A 24,743-nucleotide genomic window follows, 5' to 3' on the forward strand; every position below is an offset into this window, starting at 1 on the left:
GAAGCAGTTGTGACGCTCTCCCGGTCGGCCCGCTGGCTGCTGCGCGGCGCGATGGCGCTCGGCCTGGCCTTCATCTACCTGCCGCTGGCCGTCGTGCTGCTCAACTCCTTCAACGCCGACCGCACGTTCGCCTGGCCGCCGCCGGACTGGACCACGGAGTGGTGGGCGCGCGCGTGGGACAACGCGGGCGCGCGGGAGGCGCTGTGGACGTCGGTCAAGGCCGGCCTGGGCGCCACGGCCGTCGCGCTGCTGCTCGGCTCGCTGGTGGCCTTCGCCGTGCAGCGCTACCGGTTCTTCGGCCGGGAGGCGGTGTCGCTGCTGGTCGTGCTCCCGATCGCGTTGCCCGGCATCGTCACCGGCATCGCCCTGGACACCGCGTTCCGCTCGGTGATGGCGCCGCTCGGCCTCGGCAAGGGCCTCTTCTCGGTGATCGTCGGGCACGCCACGTTCTGCGTCGTGGTGGTCTACAACAACGTGCTGGCCCGGCTGCGCCGGTCGGGCGGCAACCTCCAGGAGGCGTCGGCCGATCTGGGCGCCGACGGGTGGCAGACCTTCCGGTATGTCACCTTCCCGGTGCTGCGCTCGGCCCTGCTGGCCGGCGCGCTGCTGGCGTTCGGGCTCTCCTTCGACGAGATCATCGTCACCACGTTCACGGCCGGCCCGGGCATCCAGACCCTGCCGATCTGGATCTTCAGCAACCTCTTCCGGCCCAACCAGGCGCCGGTCATCAACGTGGTGGCCGCCGTGCTCATCGTCGCTTCGGTGGTGCCGATCTACCTCGCCCAGCGGCTGTCGGACACGGCCAGCGGCGGCCGCCTCTGACCGGGGCGCCACCGGCAGCCCCGGTGGCGCGTCCTCAACCCCACCAGGTTGCCTCGGTGACGGGGACGAAGCCGAGCGAGTCGTAGAGCGGACGGCCGGCGCGGGCCGCAGTGAGCGTCATGGGCACGTCGCCCAGTTGGCCGAGCACGCCGTGCAGCAGGGCCCGACCGACACCCCGGGACCGGTGCTCGGGCAGGCTGGTCATCCAGTAGAGCCCCACGCCCTCGTCGCGGACGGTCAGGCAGGCGCCGGCCGGCGTTCCGTCCCGGTGAAGCAGGAAGAACCGCACCTCGGGGCGGTCCAGCAGGGCGGCCGGGAACGCCCGGCCGGGGCGGTGCGGCTGGAACGCCTCGAGCGGGAAGCCGTGCACCACCACGTCCTCTGCGACGGCGAGCTGGTCGGGGCGCTCGACCGGGGTGACCGGCAGGGCCGGGCCGGGCACCGGCCCGGGGCGACGGATCATCACCGGCAGGGTCCGCGGGGTCAGCCCGAGGCCGGTGAGGTCCAGGCCGGCGTACTGGTCCTCGACGACGACCGGGCCGGTCCGGCGGCGGACCAGCGCGGCCAGCTCGGCCCGGTCGTCCGGGGCCGGATCCGGGTCGAGCAGGAGGATCCGCAGGCCGGCACGCGCGTCGCCGACGACGGTGAGGAATCCCGGCCGGCGCAGCAGCGGGTTTCCCCGGGACTCGGCGAGGGCGGTCCACAGGGCGGCGGCGTTCCGGACGGAGAGCTCCAGGTCGGCGGCGGTGGCGGCGGTCATGCCGCCGACGCTACGGCCCGCGCCCAGCGCGGCGCAGGTCCATTTCGCCACCGCCGCGCTGGTCCACCCCGCCGGGAGTACGCCAGGATGGCGGGATGAGCACCCTCACCGGACAGCAGATCGCCGACGAGCGCCTGGACGGGTGGACCTACCTGCTGGGTGCCCTGCAGACCCGGATCCGGACGCCGGACTTCGCCACCGGACTGTCGATCGTGGACGCCATCGGTGCCGAGGCCGAGCGGATGGACCACCATCCCGACCTCGACCTGCGCTACACGCACGTGGACGTCCGGCTCTGGTCGCACGACGCCCGCGGGGTGACCCGGCGGGACCTCCGGCTGGCCCGGGCCATCTCCGCGATCGCCGCCGACGCCGGAGCGGCGCTGACGCACACCGGCGTCTCCCGCCTCGAACTCGCCCTGGACAGCCCGGAGTTCGCCGCCGTGCTGCCGTTCTGGCGGGCGGTGCTGGCCACCGAGCACCTCACCGGGCCGGGGTTCGGCGACGAGCTGCGGGACCCGGCCGGCGCGCTGCCCACGGTGTGGTTCCAGCGGTCCGGCCGGGAGGAGCCCCGGCAGCGCTGGCACCCGGACGTGTGGGTGGACCCGACGGAGGTGCGGCCGCGCATCGAGGCCGCGCTGGCCGCCGGCGGCACGCTGGTCAGCGAGGAGGCGGCGCCCCACTTCTGGGTGCTCGCGGACCCGGACGGCAACCGGGTCTGCCTCTGCACCTGGCAGGGCCGCGACTGAGCGCCGCCCAGGGGCGCGGCTCCGCTCACTTCAGGGCGCGCGCGGCGACCTTGAGGTCGGCGACCAGGCCCTCGTACGCGACGTCCTGGTTGTCGGCGCGCAGCACCGCCGACGGGTGGATGGTGGCGAGCAGCCGGGCCTCCGGGGTGTCGGCCACCTTGCCGGTGTTGTCCACCGGCACCCGCTTGAAGTCCTCCGGGTGCTGGGCGGCCTCCGGCCAGGGCAGCAGCTCACCGCGCTGCTTCGTCACCCGGAAGGCCGGGCCGAGCAGCGCCTTGGCGGCGGTGGCGCCGAGCACCACCACGATGTCCGGGTGCAGCCGGGCGAACTCGGCGACCAGCCACGGCCGGCAGGCGGTGATGTGCACCCGGTCCGGCGACTGGTGGATCCGCCGCTTGCCGCGCAGCTCGAAGCGGAAGTGCTTCACGGCGTTGGTCAGGTAGATGTGGCCGGGGTCGAGGCCGGCGTCGTCGACCGCCTTGCGCAGCAGCCGCCCGGCGGGACCGACGAAGGGAAGGCCCTTCTGGTCCTCCAGGTCGCCGGGCTGCTCGCCGACCAGGACCACCCGGGCGCTCTCGTCGCCCCGGCCGAAGACGGTCTGCGTGGCGTCGCGGTAGAGCTCGCAGCCCCGACAGCCGGCCGCGGCGTCGCGTAGCTGGTCGATGGTGTCCGCCTGCGGCGGGATGAACTCCTGGGCTCCGGGCGCGCTCTCGGTCTCGGCCATGCCGACTTTATATACCGGTTTCGGCCTCGACGCCCGGCCCGGCGTCAGTAACCGCCGCCCCCGCCACCACCGCCGCGCGAGGCGAGCGCGATCGCGATGATCACCAGGATGATCACCACCACGGCCACCCCGATCCAAAGACCGGTACGGGATCCGTTCCTAGCCACGGTCATCCACCTCCCGGCCGGACATACCCGCCCGCGACCGCCCTATGCCGCCGCCGGGGATCAGGCGGTGAAGGCGGCGGGTGCCGGGCGGACGACGCGGGCCACGGCGTCGGCCAGCGGGGCGAGGTCGGCCTCGTCGAGGGAGCTGACCGTGATCCGCACCCCGGGTGCGGCGGCGATCCGGTTCAGCGCGCCCGGGGCGACGGACCAGCCGGCGTCGCGCAGGGCGGTGACGGCCAGGGTCTCGTCCGGCACCGGGACCCAGACGTTGATCCCGGTGCGCCCGCGAGCGGCCAGCCCGCGCGCCGCGAGGGCGTCGACCAGCCCGTCCCGCCGGCGCTCGTAGCTCTCCCCCGCCCGGTGCACCAGGTCGGCGGTGGCCGGGTCACGCCAGAGCGCCAGGACCAGGCGTTGCAGCACGGTGGAGACCCAGCCGGCGCCGACCCGGGCCCGGCCGGCCACCCGGGCCACCGTGGCCTCGTCGCCGGCGAGCACCGCGAGCCGCAGGTCCGGGCCGTAGGGCTTGCTCACCGACCGGACGAAGGCCCACGCCGGGGTCGCCCCGGCGAGCGGGTGCAGGGGTACGCGGGCCAGCTCGGCGGCGTGGTCGTCCTCGATCAGCAGCAGGTCGGGGCGGCCGGCGAGGAGGGTACGCAGGGCGGCGGCGCGGGGGGCGGAGACGGCGGCGCCGGTCGGGTTCTGGGCGCGGCTGGTGACGACCAGGGCGCGCGCCCCGGCGGCCAGGGCGGCCCGGACGCCCGGCTCGCTGGGGCCCTCGTCGTCCACCGGCACCCCGATGACGCGCAGCCCGAGCGCGGCGACCAGGTCGAGCAGGTTGGCCCAGCCGGGGTCCTCGACGGCGACCGCGTCGCCGGGGCGCAGGTGGGCGGCGAGCAGGCGCTCGATGCCGTCCAGCGCGCCGCCGGTCACGGTGATCTCCTCGGCCGGCACGCCGTCGGCGGTGAGCCGGTCGCGGGCCGCGGCGGCCAGCTCGGGCAGGACCGAGGCCGCCGCGTACCCGCCGGGTGGGCCGATCTCGGCGGCGAGCGCGGCCAGCTGCGGGCCGAGCGGCGGCAGCAGCCGGCTGTCGGGCTGGCCGGCGGAGAGGTCGTGGGCGCCGGGCAGCGGCGGCGGCATCAGCGCGGCGCGGCGGGTGGCCACCGGCGGGCGGGGCCGGACCCGGGTGCCGTGCCGGCCGGCGGTGACGACCAGGCCGCGCTGCCGCAGCTCCTGATACGCCCTGGCCACGGTGGCCGGGCTGACGGCCAGCTCGGTGGCGAGGGCGCGGACGGCCGGCAGGGCGTCGCCCGGGGCGAGCGCACCGGTGCGGACGCCGGTTTCCACGCTCGCCGAAATGGCCGCCGACGACGACCCGACGATCTGATAATGTGCTGCCACAGTTCGGAGATTGTACTAGAACAAAGGTGGGATGTCCCATGTACCCCCCGACCGAACGGACGACCGCCAGCCGCATGCGGGACCGGATGAGCTACGACGAGGCCGCCGCGCACGCCGTCCTGGACGAGGCGTACCACTGCGCCCTGGCGTTCACCGTGGCCGGTGAGCCGCGGGTGCTGCCCACCCTGCACGTCCGCCTCGGCGACACGCTCTACCTGCACGGCTCCACCGGCAGCCGGCCGTTGCTCGCCGCCCGCGGCACGGACGGGCTGCCGGTCTGCGTCGCGGTGACCCTGCTCGACGGGCTGGTCTACGCCCGCTCCCAGTTCAACCACAGCGCCAACTACCGGTCGGTGGTCGTGCACGGCACCGCCCGCCCGGTGACGGACGAGCGGGAGAAGCTCGACGTGCTCACCGCGCTGGTGGAGAAGGTGGCCGCCGGCCGCAGCGCGGACAGCCGGCCGCCGAGTCGGCGGGAGCTGGCCGAGACGTCCGTGCTGGCGCTGCCGCTGCGCGAGGTGTCGGTCCGCGCCCGGGCCGCCGGGGCCAACGACGAGCCGGCCGACCACGACCTGCTGTACTGGGCCGGGGTGCTGCCGCTGCGGCTCACCCCGGGGGTGCCGGAACCGGCCGCCGGGGTGACCGTGCCGGTGCCGGCATACCTGCGGCCGGCCCGCTCGCCCTGGCTGGAGCAGGTGGTGCTGCGCGGCGAGCACGTGGTGCTGGAGCCGCTCGACCTCTCCCACGCCGAGGAGCTGTACGCCGCCCTCGACGACGAGGAGGTGTGGCGGTACGTGGGCAGCCGACGCCCGGGTAGCGCCGCGGAGATGGCCGACAACGTGCGCGCCGCGCTGGACGCCCACCACCGGGGCGTCCGGACGCCCTGGGTGCAGCGCTGCGCGGCCACCGGGGCGGTGGTCGGCACCACCTCCTACTACCAGCCCGACGCGGAGCTGCGCGCGGTGGAGATCGGCTTCACCCAGCTCGGCCGGCCCTGGTGGCGCAGCGGGATCAACACCGAGGCGAAGCTGCTGCTGCTCACCCGGGCCTTCGAGGAGCTGGACGCGATCCGGGTCACCTGGCAGACCAGCACGCTCAACGAGCGGTCGCAGCGGGCCATCGAGCGGCTCGGCGCCACCCGGGAGGGGACGCTGCGGGCCAACCGGCGGCGAGCCGACGGCACCTGGCGGGAGTCGGCGCTCTACTCGATGCTCGCCTCGGAGTGGCCGAACGCACAGGCCAAGCTTCGGGAACGGCTTCGCCCCGCGGTACCCGCGGCGTCATGATGTCCGGCGTGCTGGGCATCACCGACATCTGGACGTACGTACTCGGGACCGTGGCGATCGTGCTGCTCCCCGGGCCGAACTCGCTCTTCGTGCTCTCCACCGCGGCCAAGCGCGGCGTGCGGACGGGCTACCGGGCCGCCGGCGGGGTGTTCGTCGGCGACTCGGTGCTGATGTTCCTCTCCGCCGCCGGGGTGGCGTCGCTGCTGCGGGCGTACCCGCCGCTCTTCCTGGTGATCAAGTACGCCGGCGCCGCGTACCTCGGTTACGTGGGGCTGACCATGCTGCGCGGCGCGTGGCGGCGCTGGCGCGACCGCAACGACCCGGCCGCGCCCCGGCTGATCGACGCGGCGGAGCCGGCGGAGCTGCGCAGCCCGTTCCGCCGGGCGCTGGTGATCAGCCTGCTCAACCCGAAGGCGATCCTCTTCTTCATCTCCTTCTTCATCCAGTTCGTCGACCCCGGGTACGCCTGGCCGGCGCTGTCCTTCCTGCTGCTCGGGCTGATCGCCCAGGTGACCAGCGCGCTCTACCTGACCGCGCTGATCTTCGCGGGCACCTTCCTGGCGACCCAGTTCCACCGGCGGCGGCGCCTCGCCGCGAGCGGGATCACCGCCGTCGCGGTGCTCTTCCTCGGCTTCAGCCTCAAGCTCGCCACCGCCTCGGTCTAGGCCGGCGGGGGGGCGCCGGTCACGTGCCGTCGCTGCCGCCCCCGCCGACCCCCGCGCCACCCGCGGTGCCGCCGAGGCCGTAGCCGGGCGCGACCGGCTCGTCCGGCGGTCGGCTCACGTGCGCGGATTCGCCGATCTTCGCCGACCAGTCGCTGTGCGCGGCCGCGGCGGCGTGCCGGTTGACGGCGTGCCGCAGCCAGCCGTCCACGGTGGCGACCCAGTCCCGCCGCTCGGCCCCGGCGTGCCAGACCCGGAACCGGCTGATGCTCTGATGGGTGACCCCGGCCAGGGCGAGCCGACGATCCGCCCAGAGCAGCACCTCCAGCCCGGCCGCGTTGGTCACGAAGATCACCTCCAGCTCGGTGATCGGCCCGGCGTAGAGCGGCGCCACCCAGTAGCCCAGCCGCTCGTGGAACGGCAGGGTCTGCTCCACCCCGGGCAGCCGGCCGTGCTGCAGGCCGGCCTGCCGCATCACGAAGCCGAGGGTGTCCAGCGCGGCGAGGATGTGCTGCTGGGTGGGGAGCGGGTGGACGAAGACCGGCACCATCGCGCCCTGGTCCAGTTCCGGGTCGACCGACACCTCGGTACGCAGCCCGGTGCGCAGGCTCATCAGCGGCGCCCCGCCGAAGATGGTCACCGGGGTCTCCCAGGGCAGCGGGAAGGCGAACTCGACCGCCCGCCGCCGTCCCGCCGGCACCACGAGCCGGCCCGCGATCGGCACCTGGTGGTACTGCACCAGCCGCCGGGGCGCGTCCGGGTCCTCCGGCTCCAGCTGGGCGACCAGCCCGAGCCGGATGTGCCGGACCGCGACGTCGGATCCGCCGGCGGTGAGCGTCACCCGGCCGGGCAGGCGCAACCCGGGGCGGGTGCTGGGGTTGGGCAGGGTGGTGCTCACCGAGAGCCCGGTCCAGACCGACTCCGACGACACCCCGGTCAGCCGCACCCGCGTACCCCCGCTCTCCCGTTGCCCGGCGCTTTCCCGGCCAGCGCGCCGGCACTCCTTCCTGCCCCGCCGGCGCACCCGCAGCCGGCGCGAAAACGGGCCGGCCGCCGGGTCGCGGGGACCCGGCGGCCGGACGGAGGGACGGGGGCGTCAGCGCAACCGGCGGCCCCGGGGCACCGGGTCGGTCTCGTCGTCGAACTCGCCGATGACCTCCTCCAGCAGGTCCTCCAGCGCGACGAAGCCGATCGGCCGGGTCGGGCCGCCGCCGTTGCGGACCAGCGCCAGCTGGGCCTGGCGGCCACGCATCGCCGCCACCGCCTCGGTGACCGAGGCCTCGCCGGGCAGGGTGAACGCCGGGGTCATCAGCTCCCCCGCGGTCGCCGGCCGGCCGGTGGTGACCGCCCGGACCGCCTCGCGGACGTGCACCAGGCCGCAGACCTCGCCGCCGGCGTCCAGCACGGCCAGCCGGGAGCGGCCGCTGTCCCGCGAGACGTGCTCGATCCGCTCGGCGGTGTCGTCTCGCCGGACCGTGACGATCCGGTCGAACGGCTCCATCACCTGCGCCACCCTGGTGCCCTGCAACTCCAGCATGCTGGTCAGCAGCTGATGCTGCTCGGCGCCGAGCAGCCCGTGCTCACGGGACTGCTCCAGCAGGATGCGAAGCTCGTCCGGGCCGTGCACCTGGGCGAGCTGGTCCTGCTGGCGGACGCCGACCAGCCGCAGGACCGCGTTGGCCAGCGCGTTCAGCGCCGAGAGGACCGGGCGGGAGACCCGGGCGAAGGCCCGGAACGGCAGCGCCAGCAGCGTCGCCGAACGCTCCGCGTCGGTGATCGCCCAGGACTTCGGGGCCATCTCGCCGACCACCAGGTGCAGGAAGGTCACCAGGGCCAGGGCGAAGAGCAGCCCCACCAGGTGGCTGACCGCCGCCGGCAGCCCGACGGCGTGCAGCAGCGGGCTGAGCAGGTGCTCGATCGCCGGCTCGGCCAGGGCACCGAGGCCCAGGGTGCACAGGGTGATGCCGAGCTGCGCGCCGGCCAGCATCAGGCTCAGCTCGCGGACGCCGTCCAGCGCCGCGCGGGCCGCCCGGCCGCCGCCGGCCGCCATCTGCTCCAGGCGGTACCGCTTCGCCGCGACCAGGGCGAACTCGGCGGCCACGAAGAACCCGTTGAGCGCCAGCAGCACCACGGAGGAGAACAGCGCGAACCCGGGGCTCATGCCGCCTCCTCCCGGCCCTCGACAGCGGTCGTCCGCAGCCGGACGGAGTCGGCGACGTGCCGGTCCACGGCCAGCACCTCGACCAGCGCGCGGTGCTCGGCGTCGGGCACCTCGCCGTCGGCCACGAGGCCGATCTCCAGCCGGTCGCCCACCTCGGGCACCCGGCCCAGCTCCCGCATGACCAGCCCGGAGAGGGTGTCGTACTCGGGAGCCTCGGGCAGCGCGATCCCGGTGCTGTCGGCGACCTCGTCGATCCGCCAGCGAGCCGGCACCACCCAGGAGCCGTCCTCCTGCCGGGCCGGGGCCCGCTCCGGCGGGTCGTCCTCGTCGCGGATCGGCCCCACCAGCTCCTCGGCGATGTCCTCCAGCGTGATCACGCCGGCGAAGCCGCCGTACTCGTCGACCACGCAGGCGAGCTGGCGGTGCCCGACCCGCAGCCGGTCCAGCACCGTCGGCAGCGGCAGCGTCTCGGGCACCAGCAGCGGGGGTACGGCCACCGCGTCCACCCGGGTGCTGCCCCGGCGAGCCGGCGGCACCCCGAGCACGTCGGCGATGCCGACCACGCCGACCAGGTCGTCGACGCCCTCCGCGCCGCGTACGGGGAACCGGGAGTGGCCGGTGTCGAGCAGCTCGACCACCCGGCTGACCGGCTCGTCGGCCCGTACGGTGTGCACGTCCACCCGGGGCACCATGGCCTCCCCGGCGGTCAGCTCCCGGAAGTCCAGGCCCCGGTCGAGCAGGTCCGACGTGGTGGCGTCGAGGTGCCCCTCCTCGCGGGACTCGGCGATGATCTGTTCCAGGTCCTCGGGGGTGGCGCCGCTGGGCAGCTCCTCGATCGGCTCGATGCCGACCCGGCGGAGCAGCCGCACGGCGGCCCGGTCGAAGAGGGTGATCACCGGTCCGGCGATCCGCAGGTAGATCAGGGTGGACCGGGAGAGCGCCCGGGCCAGCGGCTCGGCGCGGGCGATGGCGAGGTTCTTCGGCGCCAGCTCACCGAGGACCATCTGCACCACGGTGGCGATGAGCAGGGCGAGCACCACCGACAGCGGCAGCGCGATCCCGGTGGAGACCCCGGCGACGCCGAGCAGGTCGGCCAGGCCGGCGCCCAGGTAGGGCTCGGCGGCGTAACCGACCAGCAGGGCGGTCACGGTGATGCCGAGCTGGGCGCCGGAGAGCATGAACGACAGGCGCCCGGTGACCTCCAGGGCCCGGGCGGCGGCCTGGTCGCCGCCGTCGGCGAGCTGCTTGAGCTTGCCCCGGTCGACGGCGACGTAGCCGAACTCCTGCGCCACGAAGTAACCCGTGGCGGCGGTGAGCACGATGATGAGGAAGAGTCCGACGAGGATCAACACGGGAGGGTCAGGGCTCCCGGGGCCGTCGGTGCGAGGGGATGCCGGGCACGACCCGGCTGGCTACTGCTGCCCTCCTGGGCAGAGGAGTCGATCATGCCGACCATTTTATCGGCGTCGGCTGGGCGTTCGCTGAGGGTGCCGGGAAGCGTCTCCGACGTCCGTTTACCGCCCGGCCAGGTCGTCCGCGTCCAGCAGCTCCCGGTCGATCCGCCCGGTCCGGTAGGCGGCCCGCCCGACCATCTGCGCGGCGACCGGCGCGGTGGCCAGCTGGAAGACCGCGACCAGCGCGATCATGCCCAGGTCCGCCGGCGTACGCAGCCGCAGCGCCAGGCCGGCGAGGAGCAGCAGCACGCCGAGCACCTGCGGCTTGGTGGCGGCGTGCATCCGGCCGAGCACGTCCGGGAAGCGCAGCACCCCGATCCCGGCGGCCAGGCTGAGCAGCGCCCCGGCCACCAGGCAGGCCGCGCCGAGCCAGTCGGCGACGGCCGCCATCACGCCTCCTCCCGGACGGCGAAGCGGACCAGCGACACCGAGCCGACGAAGCCGAGCAGGGAGAGCACCACCAGCACCGGCAGCGTGGTGGCGTGCCGGGTGACCGCCGCCTCCGCGCCGACCGCGCCGAGCATGGTGGCGAGCAGCAGGTCGGCGCCGACGATCCGGTCCAGCAGGGACGGCCCCCGGTAGATGCGGGCCAGGGCGAGCAGCGCGGTGACCGAGAGCAGCCCGGTCACCGCGACGGCGAGGAACGTGGTCACGGATGGGTCCTCCTGTCGACGGGTTCGGTGTGCAGCCGGCGTACCTCCTCGGCGGAGCCGATGGCGCGGACGATGCGCCGCTCGACGGCGAGGATCCGCTCCCGGCTGCCGGTCAGGTCCTCCGGGCCGCGGACGTCGAGCACGTGCACGTAGAGGAGGCCCTGGTCACGGTCCACCTCCACGATCAGAGTGCCCGGGACCAGGGAGATGATCTCGGCGGTGAGCGCGAGGTTGAGGTCGGTGCGGACCCGCAGCGGGACCGCGATGATCGCGCCGCGCGGCCGGTAGCCGGGGCGGACCGCGACAGCGGCGACGTGCACGCTGGCGCTGACCAGGTCACCGACGAAGGTCACCGCCAGGACCAGCAGCGCGCCGGGGCGGATCCGGCCGCCGAAGGTGACCGGCGGGAGCGGGAAGAACAGCAGCACGGCGATGCCGATGACGATCCCGGCGAACAGGTTGCCCCAGGAGAGGTCCCCCCAGAGCAGCAGCCAGATCGCCACCAGCCAACCGAGCGCGACGGCCTGGTCCCGGCGCCGCCCGCCCCGCCCCACCACGGGTCGCGGCGGGGGCGGCTCCGGCCGGCCGGCCGCCCGGTCGTCGGTCACCGCACGCCCGCCGGGAGCACGGCCCGCACGTACGGGGTGCGTTGGCGCAGGTCGGTGGCGGCGTCGGCGGTGACCCGGAACAGCGGCCCGGCAGCCAGGGTGAGCGCCACGCCGAGCGCCACCAGGGCGGCGGTGGCCCCGACCATCAGCCCGGGCAGCCGGACCGTCGGCCCGTCGGTGGCCAGCCGGGGCGCCCGCCAGAACGCGATGTTCCACACCCGGGACGCGGCGTAGAGGGTGAGCAGGCTGGTCAGCGTGCCCGCGGCGACCAGCACGCCGGGCAGCACCCCGCCGGCCGCCACGCCGGCCTGGAGCAGGCCCAGCTTGCCGAGGAACCCGGAGAACGGCGGGATGCCGGCCAGGTTCATCGCCGGGACGAAGAAGAGCACCGCGAGCAGCGGGGCGACCTTGGCCAGCCCGCCGAGCCGGCGCAGGTCCGTGCTGCCGGCCCGCTCCTCGACCAGGCCGGCGACCAGGAAGAGGGTGGTCTGGATGGTGATGTGATGCACCACGTAGAAGATCGCCCCGGTCAGGCCGGCCACGCTGCTCAGCGCCACCCCGAAGATCATGTAGCCGATGTGGCTGAGCAGGGTGAAGGAGAAGAGCCGCTTCATGTCGGACTGGGCGACCGCGCCGAGGATGCCGACCACCATGGTCAACCCGGCCACGACCATGAGCAGGTCGGCGACCTGGCCGCCGGGGAAGAGCAGGGTCTCGGTGCGGATGATCGCGTACACGCCGACCTTGGTGAGCAGGCCGGCGAAGACCGCGGTGACCGGGGCCGGCGCGGTCGGGTAGCTGTCCGGCAGCCAGGCGGAGACCGGAAAGACCGCCGCCTTGATGCCGAAGGCCAGCAGCAGCATCAGCTGCAACATCAGGCGTACGCCGTCCGGCAGGTCATCCAGCCGCCCGGCGAGCTGGGCCATGTTGACGGTGCCGGTGGCCGCGTACACCAGACCCATCGAGGCCAGGAAGATCATCGAGGAGAGAACGCTGACCACCACGTACGTCGAGCCGGTCCGGATCCGCACCTCGGTGCCGCCGAGGGTGATCAGCACGAAGCTCGCGGCCAGCAGGATCTCGAAGCCGACGAAGAGGTTGAACAGGTCCCCCGCGAGGAAGGCGTTGGTCACGCCGGCGGTGAGCACCAGGTAGGTGGGGTGGTAGATGCTCACCGGCGCGCTCTCGCTGGTCTCCCCCTGCCCCTGCCCGATCGAGTAGAGCAGCACGCAGAGCGTCACCGCGGAGGAGACCACCAGCATCAGCGCGGCCAACTGGTCGGCGACCAGCACGATGCCGACCGGCGGCGGCCAGCCGCCCACCCGCACCACCACCGGCCCGTGCCGGTACGCCTCGACCAGCAGCACCACCGCGACCACCAGCGTCGCGGAGAGGCCGACCACGCTGACCGTCCGCTGGACCCTGGGCCGGCCGGTCAGCATCAGGGTGAGCGCGGCGCCGAGCAGCGGCACCACCACCGGCAGCGGCACCAGGGCGTGCCTCACCGGGCCACCGCTGTCCGCGACCGCGAGGCCCGGCGGACCGGGGCACCCCTCGCGGTCACCGTTGCTCCCCGCGCCGCCGCAGCCGGCGCAGGGCCGGCCCGGGATCCACCTGCTCCGGGTCGTTGTCCGGCCCCTCGCCGCCGAGGTCCGCGGCGGAGACCTCGTTCCGCTCGGCGAGCCGGACGATCTGCCGGTCCTCCAGGTCGTCCGGCACCTCGTCGTCGCCGGTGAGATACCAGCTCCGGTACGCGACCGCGAGCAGGAACGCGGTCAGCCCGAACGTGATGACCACGGCGGTGAGCACCATGGCCTGCGGCAGGGCGTCGCTCATCGCCCCGGTCGACGCCACGCCGACCACCGGTGCGGCGCCCGACCGGCCGCCGAGCAGGATCAGCAGGTTCACCCCGTTGCCGAGCAGGATGACGCCGAGCAGGATCCGGGTCAGGCTGCGTTCCAGCAGCAGCGTGACGCCGGCGGCGACGAGCACCCCCACCGCGATCACCAGGACCAGCGTCGGCCCCGGGGCGCCCCGCGTCACCGCGCCACCCCCGTGCGGCCGGCCTCACTCCGCGCGCTCACGTCCGGTCCGCCTCCCGCTCGACGACGAGGCCGCGGCCCGGTTCGCCGGCCACCTCGACGTGTCGGTCCACCTCGGCGCCGAGGCTGCGCAGGATGTCCAGGACCAGCCCGACCACGACCAGGTAGACGCCGATGTCGAAGAAGAGCGAGGTGACCAGGTAGCCGTGGCCGATCAGCGGCAGCGACAGGTCCACCTTGACGCTCTGCAGCACGTCGCCGGTGAACAGCAGCCCGAGCACCCCGCTGCCGACCGAGACGGCCAGTCCCGCGCCGAGCACCGTCCCGGCCCCGATCGGGGCCGCCTCGGCCAGCTCGTAGCGGCCGCCGGCCAGGTAGCGGACGGTCAGCGCGAGGCTGGCCACCAGCCCGCCGGAGAAGCCACCGCCCGGTGCGTTGTGCCCGGAGAAGAGCAGGAACAGGGAGAAGAGCAGCACGGTGTGGAAGATCAGCCGGGTGACCACCTCGAAGACGATCGAGCGGCGGCGGGCGGCCAGGGTCGCCCCGCCGCGCAGCCACACCGTCCGCCGGTCCCGCAGGGGCGCGGACGGCCGAAGCCGGCGGGGCCGGGGGCCGGTCCGGGACCGCTCGAAGATCAGGCTGGCCACCCCGGTCGCGGTCACCACCAGCACCGAGATCTCCCCCATGGTGTCCCAGGCCCGGATGTCCACCAGGGTCACATTGACCACGTTGCGGCCGTAGCCGGCGGCGACCGCGAGGTCGGGGAAGGCCAGCGAGATCGACGGGGCCCGCCGGGCGCCCGCCGCGGCCAGGGCCAGGCCGGCCATCACCAGGCCGGCCGCCACCCCGATCCCCCGGCGTACCCAGCGGCTGCGGCGCAGCGGGCGGGCCGAGAAGCGTTCCGGCAGCCGGCGCAGCACCAGCGCGAACACCCCGATGGTGGCGGTCTCCACCAGGAACTGGGTGAGCGCCAGGTCGGGCGCGCCGTAGAGGATGAACATCATCGCGGTGCCGTAGCCGGTGACGCCGACCAGCAGCATCGCGGTGAGCCGCCGCCGGGCGCGGACCGCGAGCAGCGCGGCCACCGCGATCACCACGCAGACCACGAGCTGGACGGGGCTGTCCCAGACCGCGATCTCGGTGCGCCACGGCCGGGTCGCCAGCATGGCCGTGCCGGGCACCAGCACCAGGGCGAGCAGGACCGTGCCGAGGTACTGCGGCAGGGAACCGCGCTGGGTGGCGCCGGTGACCTCGATGGCGACCCGGTCGAACCGGTGGGTGATCCACTCGTACCCCTGGTTGCCGGCGACCGGAGAGCGCAGCCGGGCCAACGCGGGCGCGAGCGGGCCGCGGACCAGGTGCAGCAGCACGCCGCCGCCGATGGCGACGGCGGAGAGGCCCAGCGCCGCGGTGGGCCCGTGCCAGAGCGCCAGGCGCTCCTCGACCGGGCCGAACAGCTCGGCGTACGGGCGGAGCAGGCCGCCGAGCCAGCCGGCGGCGGGACCGGCGGCGAACCCGGCCAGGGCGAGCAGGCCGGCCGGGACGAGCATCGTGGCCGGTGGCCGTTCGATCGCGGTGGCCGGGACGCCCGGGCGGGCGGCGAAGGCACCCCAGCAGAAGCGGATGCTGTAGGCGACGGTGAGCGCGGTCCCGGCCACCAGCACCCCGAGCACCAGCGGCCGGTCGGCGAACGCGGCGAGGACCGCCTCCTTGGCCACGAAGCCGAGCAGTGGCGGCAGCCCGGCCATCGAGGCGGCGGCCAGCGCGGCGAGCCCGGCGAGGACCGGCGCGGCCCGGGCCACCCCGGACAGTTCGCGCAGGTCCCGGGTGCCGGCGCTGTGGTCGAGGATGCCGACGACGAGGAAGAGCGCCGCCTTGAACAGCGCGTGCGCCAGCAGCATCGCGACGCCCGCGAGGGCCGCCTGCGGGGTGCCCAGGCCGAGCACGACGGTGAGCAGGCCGAGCTGGCTGACCGTCCCGTACGCGAGCAGCAGCTTCAGGTCGGTCTGCCGCAGCGCCGCCCAGCCCCCGACGACCAGCGTGACCAGCCCGGCGACCGTGGTGACGGCCCGCCACGGGCCGGCCGGGGCGAGGACCGGGCCGAGCAGCCCGATCAGGAAGACGCCGGCCTTCACCATGGCCGCCGCGTGCAGGTACGCGCTGACCGGGGTGGGTGCCGCCATCGCCACCGGCAGCCAGGAGCTGAACGGGAACACCGCCGACTTGGCGAGCGCCCCGGTGAGGATGAGCAGCACCGCCACGACGAGGTACCCGCCGCCGGGCGGCGGCCCGGCCTCGATCAGGGACCAGCGGTAGCCGCCCGCGTGGTGACCGAGCAGCAGGAAGCCGACCAGCATGGCCAGCCCGCCCAGGGTGGTGACGGTCAGCGCCTGGGCGGCTGCCCACCGGCTGGACCGCCGTTCGCTGCTGTGCCCGATCAGCAGGTAGGAGAAGACCGTGGTCAGCTCCCAGAAGACGTAGAGCAGCAGCAGGTCGTCGGAGACGACCAGGCCGAGCATCGCCCCGGCGAAGGCGACCATGACGGCCGCGAACCGGGCCAGCCCCGCCGAGCCGGCGTGGAAGTAGCGGGCGGAGTAGATCAGGACCAGCGCGCCGACGCCGCCGACGAGCAGCATCATCAGCCAGGACAGGGTGGTGACCCGCAGCGCCACGTCGAGCTGGAGCTGCGCGATCCACGGGTACGTCTCGACCACCGCGCCGCCGGCGCGGACCGCTCCGGTGTGCGCGACGGCCCAGCCGACGGTGGCGGCCGGGGCGAGGGCGAGGAGGTAGCAGGCGCGCGGGCCCCACCGGCGGACCAGCAGTGGCGCGAGCAGGGCCGCCACCAGGTGCAGGATCAGCAGGACGAGCACGCGCACTCCAGGTCGAGGTGGCAGCGCACGCCGGCACGCTGCGGCCACGACCGATCAGACGTCAGATCGCCGCCGCCCGGGCGCTTTTCCGGAAACCCGCCCCCGACCCGCTCCGCTCAGCGGCGCCACGGGACCGTGGTGGTCAGTGGACCCGGGTCGGGCGGGCCGGGCGGTCCCGTCGGCTCTCCACCAGCAGATCCGGGCGGCCGAGCTGGAGCACGGCCTTGTTGACCACCCGCTGCGCGGCGGCCAGGGAGCGCACCGGGAGCAGCTTGCCGCGGCTCTCCCGGCGCAGGACGAAGTAGTGCACCGCGGCGCGGACCAACCCGCGGTCGGCGGCGCTGGCGTGCGCGGTGGCGACGACCAGCTCGCGCAGGCAGTGGGCGAGCTCCTCGGCGAGCTGGAGCTCGGGGCCGTGCAGGCCGGAGCGGAGTGTGGCGAGGTGACTGTCGACCTTGCGGATGAGCACGTCGGTCCCGGGCCCGGAGCCTCGCCCCTCGACGGTCATCCATGCCCCCCACCCGACGCTGCGTTCCGGGTGAAGTTACTTTATGTTGTGCGTCACAAGCAAGCAGTTAAGTAAGACTTAACGCTAGTAACACCGCATCTGTTTCGTAAGACCTCGACCCGGACAGAACAGCGTTCGGCGCGGGCCGAATGTCACACCGCCGAGGCACGATGGATGGCGTGGCGGACGAGATGACCCAGGGCGGGGCGGTGCTGGCGGGATTCGGTGCGGCGACCCGCGAGTGGTTCAGCGCCGCCTTCGCCGCCCCCACCGCCGCCCAGGCCGGCGCGTGGCGGTCGGTCGCCGCCGGCCGCAACGCCCTCGTGGTCGCCCCGACCGGTTCCGGCAAGACCCTCGCCGCGTTCCTCTGGTCGCTCGACCGGCTGGCCAAGGAGCCGCCGCCGGCCGAGGCCCGGCAGCGCTGCCGGGTGCTCTACGTCAGCCCGCTCAAGGCGCTCGCCGTCGACGTCGAGCGCAACCTGCGCGCCCCGCTCGCCGGCATCCGGCAGGCCGCCACCCGGCTCGGGCTCACCCCGCCCGACATCACCGTCGGCATGCGCACCGGCGACACCCCGGCCGACGAGCGGCGGGCCTTCGCGCGCACCCCGCCGGACATCCTCATCACCACGCCCGAGTCGCTGTTCCTGCTGCTCACCTCCGCCGCCCGGGACTCGCTGCGCGGCGTGCGGACGGTGATCGTCGACGAGGTGCACGCGGTGGCCGGGACGAAGCGCGGCGCCCACCTGGCCCTCTCCCTGGAGCGCCTCGACGCGCTGCTGGAGACGCCGGCCCAGCGGATCGGCCTCTCCGCCACCGTCCGGCCGATCGACGGGTGCGCCCGCTTCCTCGGCGGCGCCCGCCCGGTCGACGTGGTGCAGCCGCCCAGCAGCAAGACCATCGAGGTCAGCGTCCAGGTCCCGGTGGAGGACATGACCCGCCTCGACGAGCAGGAGCCGCCCGAGGACGAGCTGGGTGGCCCTGGCCCGCGCCGGGCCTCCATCTGGCCGGCCGTCGAGGAGCGGGTCTTCTCGCTGATCCGGTCGCACCGGTCGACCATCGTCTTCACCAACTCCCGGCGCAGCGCCGAGCGGCTCTGCGCCCGCCTCAACGAGCTGGCCGCCGAGGAACTGGCGGCCGCGAGCGCCCCGGACGGCGGTCGCGTGGCCCGGGGCGGCGAGCCGGTGGCCGTATCCGACCTGTTGGCGGGGGACGACGGCCCGCCGGCCGGCGACGGCGCTCCGCCGGTCGGCCCCGGCCCGGCGCGGCGGCGCGGGGTCGACGCGTTCGGCGGGCCGGTGGGGCCGCTGCGTGCGCCCCGGCAGCCGGCCGAGGTGATGGCGCAGTCCGGGGCGGCCTCCGGCGCACCTCCGGTGATCGCCCGCGCCCACCACGGCAGCGTCTCCCGCGAGGAGCGCAAGCACATCGAGGAGGCGCTCAAGTCGGGGCAGCTCCCCGCCGTGGTCGCCACCTCCAGCCTGGAGCTGGGCATCGACATGGGCGCGGTCGACCTGGTGGTGCAGATCGAGGCCCCACCGAGCGTCGCCGCCGGGCTGCAACGGGTCGGCCGGGCCGGGCACCAGGTCGGCGCGGTCTCCCGGGGCGTGGTCTTCCCCAAGCACCGCGGCGACCTGCTCTCCTGCACCGTGGTCGCCGAGCGGATGCGCGAAGGCGCCATCGAGGAGCTGCACTACCCGCGCAACCCGCTCGACGTGCTGGCCCAGCAGGTCGTCGCCATGGTCGCCCTGGAGCCGTGGGGGCTCGGCGACCTCGCCGTGCTGGTCCGCCGGGCTGCCCCCTTCGCCGAGCTGCCCGACTCCGCGCTGCACGCCGTGCTCGACATGCTCTCCGGGCGCTACCCGTCCACCGCCTTCGCCGAGCTGCGACCCCGGCTGGTCTGGGACCGGGCCACCGACGTGCTCACCGGCCGGCCCGGCGCGCAGCGGCTCGCGGTCACCAGCGGCGGCACCATCCCCGACCGGGGCCTGTTCGGCGTCTTCCTCGCCGGCGCCGAGCGGGCCGCCCGGGTCGGCGAGCTGGACGAGGAGATGGTCTACGAGTCCCGGGTCGGCGACGTCTTCCTGCTCGGCTCGTCGTCCTGGCGCATCGAGGAGATCACCCCCGACCGGGTGCTGGTCTCCCCCGCCCCCGGCCAGGCCGCCCGGATGCCGTTCTGGAAGGGCGACCAGCTGGGCCGCCCGGTCGAGCTGGGCCGGGCGATCGGCGCCCGGGTCCGCGCGCTGCTGCGGCAGAGCGACGACGCCGCCGTAGCCGCGCTGCGCGCCGGCGGGCTGGACGACTGGGCCGCCGGCAACCTGATGGCCTACCTGCGGGAGCAGAAGGAGGCCACCCGCTCCCTGCCGGACGACCGGACGGTGGTGGTCGAGCGGTTCCGCGACGAGCTGGGCGACTGGCGGCTCGCCGTGCACTCGGTGCTCGGCGCGCGGGTCAACGGGCCGTGGGCGCTGGCGATCGGCCGCCGGCTGGCCGAGCGCTACGGGGTGGACGCGCAGGTCATGCCCTCCGACGACGGCATCGTGGTGCGGCTGCCGGACACCGCCGACGAGCCGCCCGGCGCCGACGTGGTGGTCTTCGAGCCCGACGAGATCGCCCAGCTCGTCGAGGAGTCCGTCGGCACGTCCGCGCTGTTCGCCTCCCGGTTCCGCGAATGCGCGGCCCGGTCCCTGCTGCTGCCCCGCCGCGACCCGCGCCGCCGGCAGCCGCTCTGGCAGCAGCGGCAGCGCGCCGCTCAGCTCCTCGACGTGGCCCGCGAGTACGCGGACTTCCCGGTCACCCTGGAGGCGGCCCGGGAGTGCCTCCAGGACGTCTTCGACCAGCCGGCCCTGGCCGAGCTGATGCGCGACCTCGGCGCCCGCAAGGTACGCCTGGTCGAGGTCGAGTCCGAACGCCCGTCGCCGTTCGCCCGCTCGCTGCTCTTCGGCTACGTGGGCGCGTTCCTCTACGAGGGCGACGCGCCCCTGGCCGAACGCCGGGCCGCCGCGCTCGCCCTCGACTCGGGGCTCCTCGGTGAGCTGCTCGGCCGGGTCGACCTGCGGGAGCTGCTCGACCCGGCGGTGCTCGCCGAGACCGAGCGGCAGCTGCGCTGGCTGACCGAGCAGCGCCGTCCCCGCGACGCGGAGGACGTGGTCGAGCTGCTCCGGGTGGTCGGCGACCTGAGCGAGGTCGAGCTGGCCGAGCGGGGCGTACCGGCCGGGTGGCTGGCCGAGCTGGCGGCGGCCCGGCGGGTGCTGCGGGTCCGGATCGCCGGCGAGGACCGCTGGGTGGTCGTGGAGGACGCGGCCCGGCTGCGGGACGCGCTCGGCGTGGCCCTGCCCGTCGGGGTGGCCGAGGCCTACCTGGCGCCGGTGGCCGACCCGCTCGGCGACCTGGTCGCCCGTTACGCGAAGACGCACGGCCCGTTCGCGGCGGCCAGCTGCGCCGCCCGGTTCGGGCTCGGGGTCTTCGTGGTCGAGCAGGCGCTGCGCCGGCTCGCCGCCACCGGCCGGGTGGTCTCCGGGGAGTTCGCCCCGGACAGCGTCGGCACCCAGTGGTGCGACGCCGAGGTGCTGCGGCTGCTGCGCCGCCGCTCCCTGGCCGCGCTGCGCCGGGAGATCGAGCCGGTGCCGCCGCGGGCGCTCGCGGCGTTCCTGCCCCGCTGGCAGCAGGTCGGCTCGTCGGCCCGGGGCGTGGAGGCCCTCGCCGCCGCCGTCGAGCAGTTGCAGGGCGCCGCCGTGCCCGCGTCCGCGCTGGAACGGCTGGTGCTGCCGGCCCGGGTCGCCGACTACTCCCCCGCCCAGCTCGACGAGCTCTGCGCCAGCGGCGAGGTGGTCTGGGCCGGGTCCGGGGCGATCTCCGGCGGGGACGGCTGGGTCGCCCTGGCGTACGCGGACGTCGCCCCGCTGCTGTTGCCGCCACCGGACGAGGCGCTGGCCCTGACCCCGCTGCACGAGGCCGTGCTCGAGGCGCTCGGCGACGGGCAGGCGCTCTTCTTCCGTTCGCTCTCCGACCGGATCGGGTCCACCGACGACACCGCCCTGACCGGCGCGATCTGGGATCTGGTCTGGGCCGGTCACCTCACCAACGACACGCTCGCCCCGCTGCGGGCGGTGCTCGGCGGGGGCGGGGCGCACCGGTCCCGGCCGTCCGCACCACGCACCCGCTACCGGCGGCCGGGCCGGGTGGCGCTGCCCAGCCGCGGCGGCCCGCCCACCGTGGCCGGGCGCTGGTCCCGGCTGCCCGACCGCGACCTGGACCCGACCCGGCGCGCCGCCGCCCTCGCCGACCTGCTGCTCGAACGGCACGGCGTGGTCACCCGGGGCGCGGTCATGGCCGAGCAGGTGACCGGTGGTTTCGCCGCCGTCTACCCGGTGCTCTCCGCGCTGGAGGAACGCGGGGCGGCCCGGCGGGGCTACTTCGTCGAAGGGCTCGGCGCGGCGCAGTTCGCGGTGCCCGGGGCGGTGGACCGGATCCGCGCCCTGGCCGACCCGGCCGACGACGTCCGGAGCCGGGGCGGGCCGACCGTGGTGCTGGCCGCCACCGACCCGGCCAACCCGTACGGCGCGGCGCTGCCCTGGCCGGAGCGGGTGGTCGACTCGGGTGACGGGGCCGTCCCCGCGACCGGGCACCGGGCCGGGCGCAAGGCCGGCGCGTTGGTCGTGCTGGTCGGCGGCGACCTGGTGCTCTACGTCGAGCGGGGCGGGCGGACCATCCTCTCCTTCACCGACGACCGCGACGTGCTCGCCGCCGCCGGCAAGGCGCTCGCCGACGCGGTGCATTCGGGTGCGCTCGGCGCGATCTCGGTGGAACGCGCCGACGGCGAGGCCGTGCACTCCTCGCCGCTGCGCGACGCGCTGACCGCCGCCGGATTCCGGGCCACCCCGCGCGGCCTGCGCCTGCGCGGCTGACCCCCGCGCCTGAAGATCCGGGTAGGGCGGGGGCCGGCGGCGAGAACGGCGCGGACCGCACGACGAACTGCTGCTGGAGCGTCGGCTGACGCCGGTTCAGGCGAGCTTGGCGAGCACGTCGTCGTAGCGCTTCCGCTCGGTCGCCGTGGTCCTGGTGCCGAGGTAGTTGAGCACCACCGCGCCCTTGCGGTACGCGTCGGTGCCCCAGACCGCGGTCTGGTTGGTGGCGGTCGCCTCGTCCGGGAAGACGTACACGGAGACGGCGTCGGTGGCGAGCAGCTGGGCGCAGCCGATGCCGCCCCCGTCCGGGCCGCACTCCGTGGACCGGTCGCGGACGTTCGGCACCTTCAGGCCGGCGGCCTTGAACGCGTCCACCACCTTGCGGGCGGATGGCGCCCCGGCTGCCTTGGTCGGCATGGTGAACGGCGGGGTGGAGGGGCTCTCGGTCGGCCGACCCTTGGGGCGGCCGTCGTCGGCGTTCGGGGCCGCGGTGGGGGCGGCCGCGCTCGTGGCGGGCGCCTTGGATCGGCCGTCCGCCCAGGTGCCGCCGTCCCGGTCGGCGGAGTCCTTGCCGCAGCCGGTCAGCCCGAGGGCGATGAGGACGGTGGCGGCGGTCGACAGCATGCGAAGGCGTTTCGTCACCCGGGCAGTCTGCCGGACGGGTGGCGGGCCGTGGCACCCGCCGGTCGGCCGACGGCCGCGTGCCGGTCCCGTGGTGTCCGGCTCACCGGCCGGCGCGGTGGTGACCAACGCCCGCCGGGTCGGCCGCTGCGGTAGGACGCCGCGCCCCCGGGCGGTCCCGGGGGCGCGGCAGGGCATCAGCCGACCCTCAGTCCGCCCGGATCAGCTGACCGACCAGGCCGTGCTGTTCGTCGTCCGGCCCGGAGCTGAACCAGAGGGTGCCCTCCCCGCCGGTCTTCTCGGTCCCGGGGAGCAGCGCCCAGAGACCGTCGATGGTGATGACGTCACCGTCGTCGTCCCGCAGCAGCCCCTCGAACTCGTCCCCGTCGAACACGTTGATCCGGCCGTCGCCGAAGTTGCCCACCAGCAGGTCGCCCGCGAACTCGCCGAAGCTCTTCGGCGCGATGGCGAGGCCCCACGGCGCGTTGAGCGTTCCCCGGCTGGCGACCCGGTGCACGTGTCGCCCGAAGTCGGTGAAGAGGTCCACGAAGCCGAGCCCCTCACCGGCCACGTCGTCCTCGGCCGCCGCGTCCTGCTTCGCGTAGGTGACGTAGACCCGGTCCCCGACGGCCAGCAGGTTGAACGGGGCGAAGCCCGCCGGCAGGTCCGGGTCCTGGAAGACGTCGTCCGGCAGGTCGACCCTGTCGAAGTCCTCGTCGAACACGTCGATCCGCGCGTTGTGGAAGTCGGCGGCGAGCAGGAAGGTGCCGGAGCGGGTGTGCAGCAGCGTCGCTCCCTTGTAGATCGCATCGTCCTCGTGGGCGACCACGACTCCCTCGGTCCCCGCGTTCTGGTTCCAGGCGATGACATCGCCGCCCTCGGTGACGAAGATGAACCTGGCGGGCGCGAAGGCGCCCTCGTCCGGGACCGCGAAGTCGTCGGTGTCGTTGAACACCGCACCGGTCGGCCCACCGGGAACGCTGACCGTGAGATCGACCTTCTCCACGGGCTCGCCGTCCACCCCGCCGCGGTAGACGGTGGCGGTGTCGGTGCCGTTGTTGGCCACCCACAACGGGGTCTGCGGCCCCAGGGCCAGGCCCCAGCTGTTGACCGCGTCCGGGTCGACGAGCACCGATCTTCGCGAATCCTTGTTCAGCTCCTGGTCCGAGACCTGGTTGACCACGTCGAACCGCGGCGTCCCGTGCTTTCCGTGGCCGCCGTCGTCGGCCCATGCCGGACTGCCCACGGCGGTGGCCGCGGCCACCGCCCCAACTGTCACCAGCCGCGCGATCCTCGTCGCCATGGCTGCTCCTCTCACTCGACTGACAGGGGTCGACGCCCGCGGCAGGCCGGGTGGCGACCGCGGACGAACGGACGGGCGCCGGCGGCTCGGAGCGTGGGAAGTCGTGGAGCCCCGGCCCTCCCGAGTCGGTCGGGCGCCCGAAGTGACCCTTCCATAGCGATTAGCGAACGAACGACGGTTTAGTGAAACATCGTCGCTTTCTACCCGGTAGGGCGGGCAGCCGGTCCGCCGATAGCCTTTCCGGCATGGCCCGGACCGACTGGATCTCGCTGACCACCGACTACGGTCTCGCCGACGGGTTCGTGGCGGCATGCCACGGCATCCTCGCCCGGCTCGCCCCGGCCGCCCGGGTGATCGACGTGACCCACCTGGTCCCGCCGGCCGACGTCCGCCGGGGCGCGGCAGTGCTCGCGCAGACGGTGCCGTACCTGCCCGAGGGGGTGCACGTGGCGGTGGTCGACCCGGGCGTCGGCACCCGTCGCCGGGGGATCGGCCTGGCCACCCCGGGCGGGCTGCTCGTCGGGCCGGACAATGGCCTGCTGCTCGACGCCGCCAGTGCGCTCGGCGGGGTCACCGCCGCGGTCGAGCTGACCAACCTGGGGTGGCTGGCACCCACGGTCTCCCGCACCTTCCACGGTCGGGACGTCTTCGCGCCGGTCGCCGCCCGGCTCGCGCTCGGCGCACCCCTCACCGAGGCCGGGCCGGCACTGGACCCGGCGACGCTGGTCCGCCTGCCGGCGCCGGTGGTCCACCGCACCGACGAGGGGTTCGTCGCCGAGGTGCTCACCGTGGACCACTTCGGCAACGTCCAGCTCGCCGCCCCGGCCAGCCTCCTCGACGGGCTTCCGGAACTGGTGCGGGTGGCCGGCCGGACGGCGGTGCGCGGGCGCACCTTCGGCGACGCGGCCGGCGGCGAACTGGTGGTGTACCCGGACTCCGCCGGCCTGGTCGCCGTCGCCGTCAACACCGGTCGGGCGGTCGACCGGCTCGGCGTACGCCCGGGGGATCTCGTGCCGGTCGGTGGGGCCTGAGCGCACCTCCTGCTGGTGCG

General features: G+C 75.1%; 22 protein-coding genes. 6 read left to right on the forward strand and 16 right to left on the reverse strand.

Annotated elements, in window-relative coordinates; all coding sequences use genetic code 11:
* Positions 1–9 precede the first annotated feature (9 nt).
* The gene (locus Q2K19_RS02985; RefSeq protein WP_302767424.1) at positions 10–822 is read left to right on the forward strand and encodes an ABC transporter permease; all 813 of its coding nucleotides are present in this window, start codon (positions 10–12) and stop codon (positions 820–822) included.
* A 34-nt stretch (positions 823–856) separates the two neighbouring features.
* Here Q2K19_RS02985 and Q2K19_RS02990 read toward each other — a convergent pair whose 3' ends face one another.
* Positions 857–1,582 carry a GNAT family N-acetyltransferase gene (locus tag Q2K19_RS02990; RefSeq protein ID WP_302767426.1) on the reverse strand — a complete coding sequence of 242 codons (726 nt, stop codon included), beginning with the start codon at positions 1,580–1,582 and terminating at the stop codon, positions 857–859.
* A 95-nt stretch (positions 1,583–1,677) separates the two neighbouring features.
* Between Q2K19_RS02990 and Q2K19_RS02995 the strand changes: the two genes are divergently transcribed.
* On the forward strand, positions 1,678–2,331 hold the full coding sequence (locus tag Q2K19_RS02995; RefSeq protein ID WP_302767428.1) for a 4a-hydroxytetrahydrobiopterin dehydratase: 654 nt from the start codon (positions 1,678–1,680) through the stop codon (positions 2,329–2,331).
* A gap of 25 nt (positions 2,332–2,356) precedes the next feature.
* Here Q2K19_RS02995 and Q2K19_RS03000 read toward each other — a convergent pair whose 3' ends face one another.
* Genes Q2K19_RS03000 through Q2K19_RS03010 form a run of 3 tightly spaced genes read right to left on the reverse strand, consistent with a single transcriptional unit; the run spans position 2,357 to position 4,620 of the window.
* Complete coding sequence (locus tag Q2K19_RS03000) at positions 2,357–3,055, reverse strand: UdgX family uracil-DNA binding protein (RefSeq protein ID WP_302767431.1); 699 nt, start codon at positions 3,053–3,055, stop codon at positions 2,357–2,359.
* 44 nt (positions 3,056–3,099) lie between these two features.
* Positions 3,100–3,222 carry a hypothetical protein gene (locus Q2K19_RS03005; RefSeq protein WP_302767434.1) on the reverse strand — a complete coding sequence of 41 codons (123 nt, stop codon included), beginning with the start codon at positions 3,220–3,222 and terminating at the stop codon, positions 3,100–3,102.
* 60 nt (positions 3,223–3,282) lie between these two features.
* Positions 3,283–4,620: an aminotransferase class I/II-fold pyridoxal phosphate-dependent enzyme gene (locus Q2K19_RS03010; protein ID WP_302767437.1), complete on the reverse strand. Its 1,338-nt coding sequence runs from the start codon at positions 4,618–4,620 to the stop codon at positions 3,283–3,285.
* A gap of 38 nt (positions 4,621–4,658) precedes the next feature.
* Here Q2K19_RS03010 and Q2K19_RS03015 point away from each other — a divergent pair, with 38 nt between their 5' ends.
* Both Q2K19_RS03015 and leuE read left to right on the forward strand, forming a co-directional pair.
* Positions 4,659–5,906 carry a bifunctional pyridoxamine 5'-phosphate oxidase family protein/GNAT family N-acetyltransferase gene (locus Q2K19_RS03015; RefSeq protein ID WP_302767440.1) on the forward strand — a complete coding sequence of 416 codons (1,248 nt, stop codon included), beginning with the start codon at positions 4,659–4,661 and terminating at the stop codon, positions 5,904–5,906.
* Positions 5,903–6,571 (forward strand): leucine efflux protein LeuE, encoded by a 669-nt coding sequence (gene leuE / locus Q2K19_RS03020; RefSeq protein WP_302767442.1) that lies wholly within the window; start codon positions 5,903–5,905, stop codon positions 6,569–6,571. Before Q2K19_RS03015 ends, leuE begins: the two co-directional genes overlap by 4 nt.
* 19 nt (positions 6,572–6,590) lie before the next feature.
* On the opposite strand, the gene Q2K19_RS03025 is transcribed toward leuE, so the two are convergent.
* The 10 genes from Q2K19_RS03025 to Q2K19_RS03070 form a co-directional block, all read right to left on the reverse strand.
* Entirely contained in the window at positions 6,591–7,514 is a 924-nt protein-coding gene (locus Q2K19_RS03025; RefSeq protein ID WP_302767445.1) for a sporulation protein, read from the reverse strand.
* Between the two features lie 150 nt (positions 7,515–7,664).
* The gene (locus Q2K19_RS03030; RefSeq protein ID WP_302767448.1) at positions 7,665–8,729 is read right to left on the reverse strand and encodes a hemolysin family protein; all 1,065 of its coding nucleotides are present in this window, start codon (positions 8,727–8,729) and stop codon (positions 7,665–7,667) included.
* Positions 8,726–10,081 carry a hemolysin family protein gene (locus Q2K19_RS03035; RefSeq protein ID WP_302767450.1) on the reverse strand — a complete coding sequence of 452 codons (1,356 nt, stop codon included), beginning with the start codon at positions 10,079–10,081 and terminating at the stop codon, positions 8,726–8,728. The genes Q2K19_RS03030 and Q2K19_RS03035 overlap by 4 nt, the downstream gene beginning before the upstream one ends.
* A 162-nt stretch (positions 10,082–10,243) precedes the next feature.
* The gene (gene mnhG, locus Q2K19_RS03040; protein WP_302767452.1) at positions 10,244–10,573 is read right to left on the reverse strand and encodes a monovalent cation/H(+) antiporter subunit G; all 330 of its coding nucleotides are present in this window, start codon (positions 10,571–10,573) and stop codon (positions 10,244–10,246) included.
* Entirely contained in the window at positions 10,573–10,836 is a 264-nt protein-coding gene (locus tag Q2K19_RS03045) for a monovalent cation/H+ antiporter complex subunit F (RefSeq protein ID WP_302767454.1), read from the reverse strand. The genes mnhG and Q2K19_RS03045 overlap by 1 nt, the downstream gene beginning before the upstream one ends.
* Positions 10,833–11,444: a Na+/H+ antiporter subunit E gene (locus tag Q2K19_RS03050; RefSeq protein ID WP_302767457.1), complete on the reverse strand. Its 612-nt coding sequence runs from the start codon at positions 11,442–11,444 to the stop codon at positions 10,833–10,835. Before Q2K19_RS03050 ends, Q2K19_RS03045 begins: the two co-directional genes overlap by 4 nt.
* Positions 11,441–12,886 (reverse strand): Na+/H+ antiporter subunit D, encoded by a 1,446-nt coding sequence (locus Q2K19_RS03055; protein ID WP_368046141.1) that lies wholly within the window; start codon positions 12,884–12,886, stop codon positions 11,441–11,443. The genes Q2K19_RS03050 and Q2K19_RS03055 overlap by 4 nt, the downstream gene beginning before the upstream one ends.
* 118 nt (positions 12,887–13,004) lie before the next feature.
* Positions 13,005–13,487, reverse strand: coding sequence for a Na(+)/H(+) antiporter subunit C (locus tag Q2K19_RS03060; protein ID WP_302767460.1), 483 nt, complete (start codon positions 13,485–13,487; stop codon positions 13,005–13,007).
* Between the two features lie 37 nt (positions 13,488–13,524).
* Positions 13,525–16,359: a Na+/H+ antiporter subunit A gene (locus tag Q2K19_RS03065; protein ID WP_302767462.1), complete on the reverse strand. Its 2,835-nt coding sequence runs from the start codon at positions 16,357–16,359 to the stop codon at positions 13,525–13,527.
* A gap of 142 nt (positions 16,360–16,501) precedes the next feature.
* The gene (locus tag Q2K19_RS03070) at positions 16,502–16,867 is read right to left on the reverse strand and encodes a hypothetical protein (RefSeq protein WP_302767464.1); all 366 of its coding nucleotides are present in this window, start codon (positions 16,865–16,867) and stop codon (positions 16,502–16,504) included.
* 170 nt (positions 16,868–17,037) lie between these two features.
* On the opposite strand from Q2K19_RS03070, the gene Q2K19_RS03075 reads away from it, so the two are divergent.
* Positions 17,038–21,768 (forward strand): Lhr family helicase, encoded by a 4,731-nt coding sequence (locus Q2K19_RS03075; protein WP_302767465.1) that lies wholly within the window; start codon positions 17,038–17,040, stop codon positions 21,766–21,768.
* 96 nt (positions 21,769–21,864) lie between these two features.
* Here Q2K19_RS03075 and Q2K19_RS03080 read toward each other — a convergent pair whose 3' ends face one another.
* Together Q2K19_RS03080 and Q2K19_RS03085 are read right to left on the reverse strand one after the other, a co-directional pair.
* Positions 21,865–22,410 (reverse strand): hypothetical protein, encoded by a 546-nt coding sequence (locus tag Q2K19_RS03080; RefSeq protein ID WP_302767467.1) that lies wholly within the window; start codon positions 22,408–22,410, stop codon positions 21,865–21,867.
* 187 nt (positions 22,411–22,597) lie between these two features.
* A complete protein-coding gene (locus tag Q2K19_RS03085; protein ID WP_302767469.1) occupies positions 22,598–23,692 on the reverse strand; it encodes a TIGR03118 family protein in 1,095 nt (364 codons plus the stop codon).
* 245 nt (positions 23,693–23,937) lie between these two features.
* Between Q2K19_RS03085 and Q2K19_RS03090 the strand changes: the two genes are divergently transcribed.
* Positions 23,938–24,723, forward strand: coding sequence for an SAM hydrolase/SAM-dependent halogenase family protein (locus tag Q2K19_RS03090; RefSeq protein ID WP_302767470.1), 786 nt, complete (start codon positions 23,938–23,940; stop codon positions 24,721–24,723).
* The last annotated feature ends 20 nt before the right edge of the window (positions 24,724–24,743 follow it).

The organism is Micromonospora sp. NBRC 110009 (genome assembly GCF_030518795.1).
Taxonomy (GTDB): domain Bacteria; phylum Actinomycetota; class Actinomycetes; order Mycobacteriales; family Micromonosporaceae; genus Micromonospora.

Bases quoted from the DNA above. Each gene is read 5' to 3' on its own strand.
- Q2K19_RS02990 (WP_302767426.1), bottom strand. From the start codon at position 1,582: ATGACCGCCGCCACCGCCGCCGACCTGGAGCTCTCCGTCCGGAACGCC.
- Q2K19_RS02995 (WP_302767428.1), top strand. From the start codon at position 1,678: ATGAGCACCCTCACCGGACAGCAGATCGCCGACGAGCGCCTGGACGGG.
- Q2K19_RS03000 (WP_302767431.1), bottom strand. From the start codon at position 3,055: ATGGCCGAGACCGAGAGCGCGCCCGGAGCCCAGGAGTTCATCCCGCCG.
- Q2K19_RS03015 (WP_302767440.1), top strand. From the start codon at position 4,659: ATGTACCCCCCGACCGAACGGACGACCGCCAGCCGCATGCGGGACCGG.
- leuE (WP_302767442.1), top strand. From the start codon at position 5,903: ATGATGTCCGGCGTGCTGGGCATCACCGACATCTGGACGTACGTACTC.
- Q2K19_RS03030 (WP_302767448.1), bottom strand. From the start codon at position 8,729: ATGAGCCCCGGGTTCGCGCTGTTCTCCTCCGTGGTGCTGCTGGCGCTC.
- mnhG (WP_302767452.1), bottom strand. From the start codon at position 10,573: ATGGCGGCCGTCGCCGACTGGCTCGGCGCGGCCTGCCTGGTGGCCGGG.
- Q2K19_RS03055 (WP_368046141.1), bottom strand. From the start codon at position 12,886: ATGCTGACCGGCCGGCCCAGGGTCCAGCGGACGGTCAGCGTGGTCGGC.
- Q2K19_RS03070 (WP_302767464.1), bottom strand. From the start codon at position 16,867: ATGACCGTCGAGGGGCGAGGCTCCGGGCCCGGGACCGACGTGCTCATC.
- Q2K19_RS03075 (WP_302767465.1), top strand. From the start codon at position 17,038: ATGGATGGCGTGGCGGACGAGATGACCCAGGGCGGGGCGGTGCTGGCG.
- Q2K19_RS03085 (WP_302767469.1), bottom strand. From the start codon at position 23,692: ATGGCGACGAGGATCGCGCGGCTGGTGACAGTTGGGGCGGTGGCCGCG.
- Q2K19_RS03090 (WP_302767470.1), top strand. From the start codon at position 23,938: ATGGCCCGGACCGACTGGATCTCGCTGACCACCGACTACGGTCTCGCC.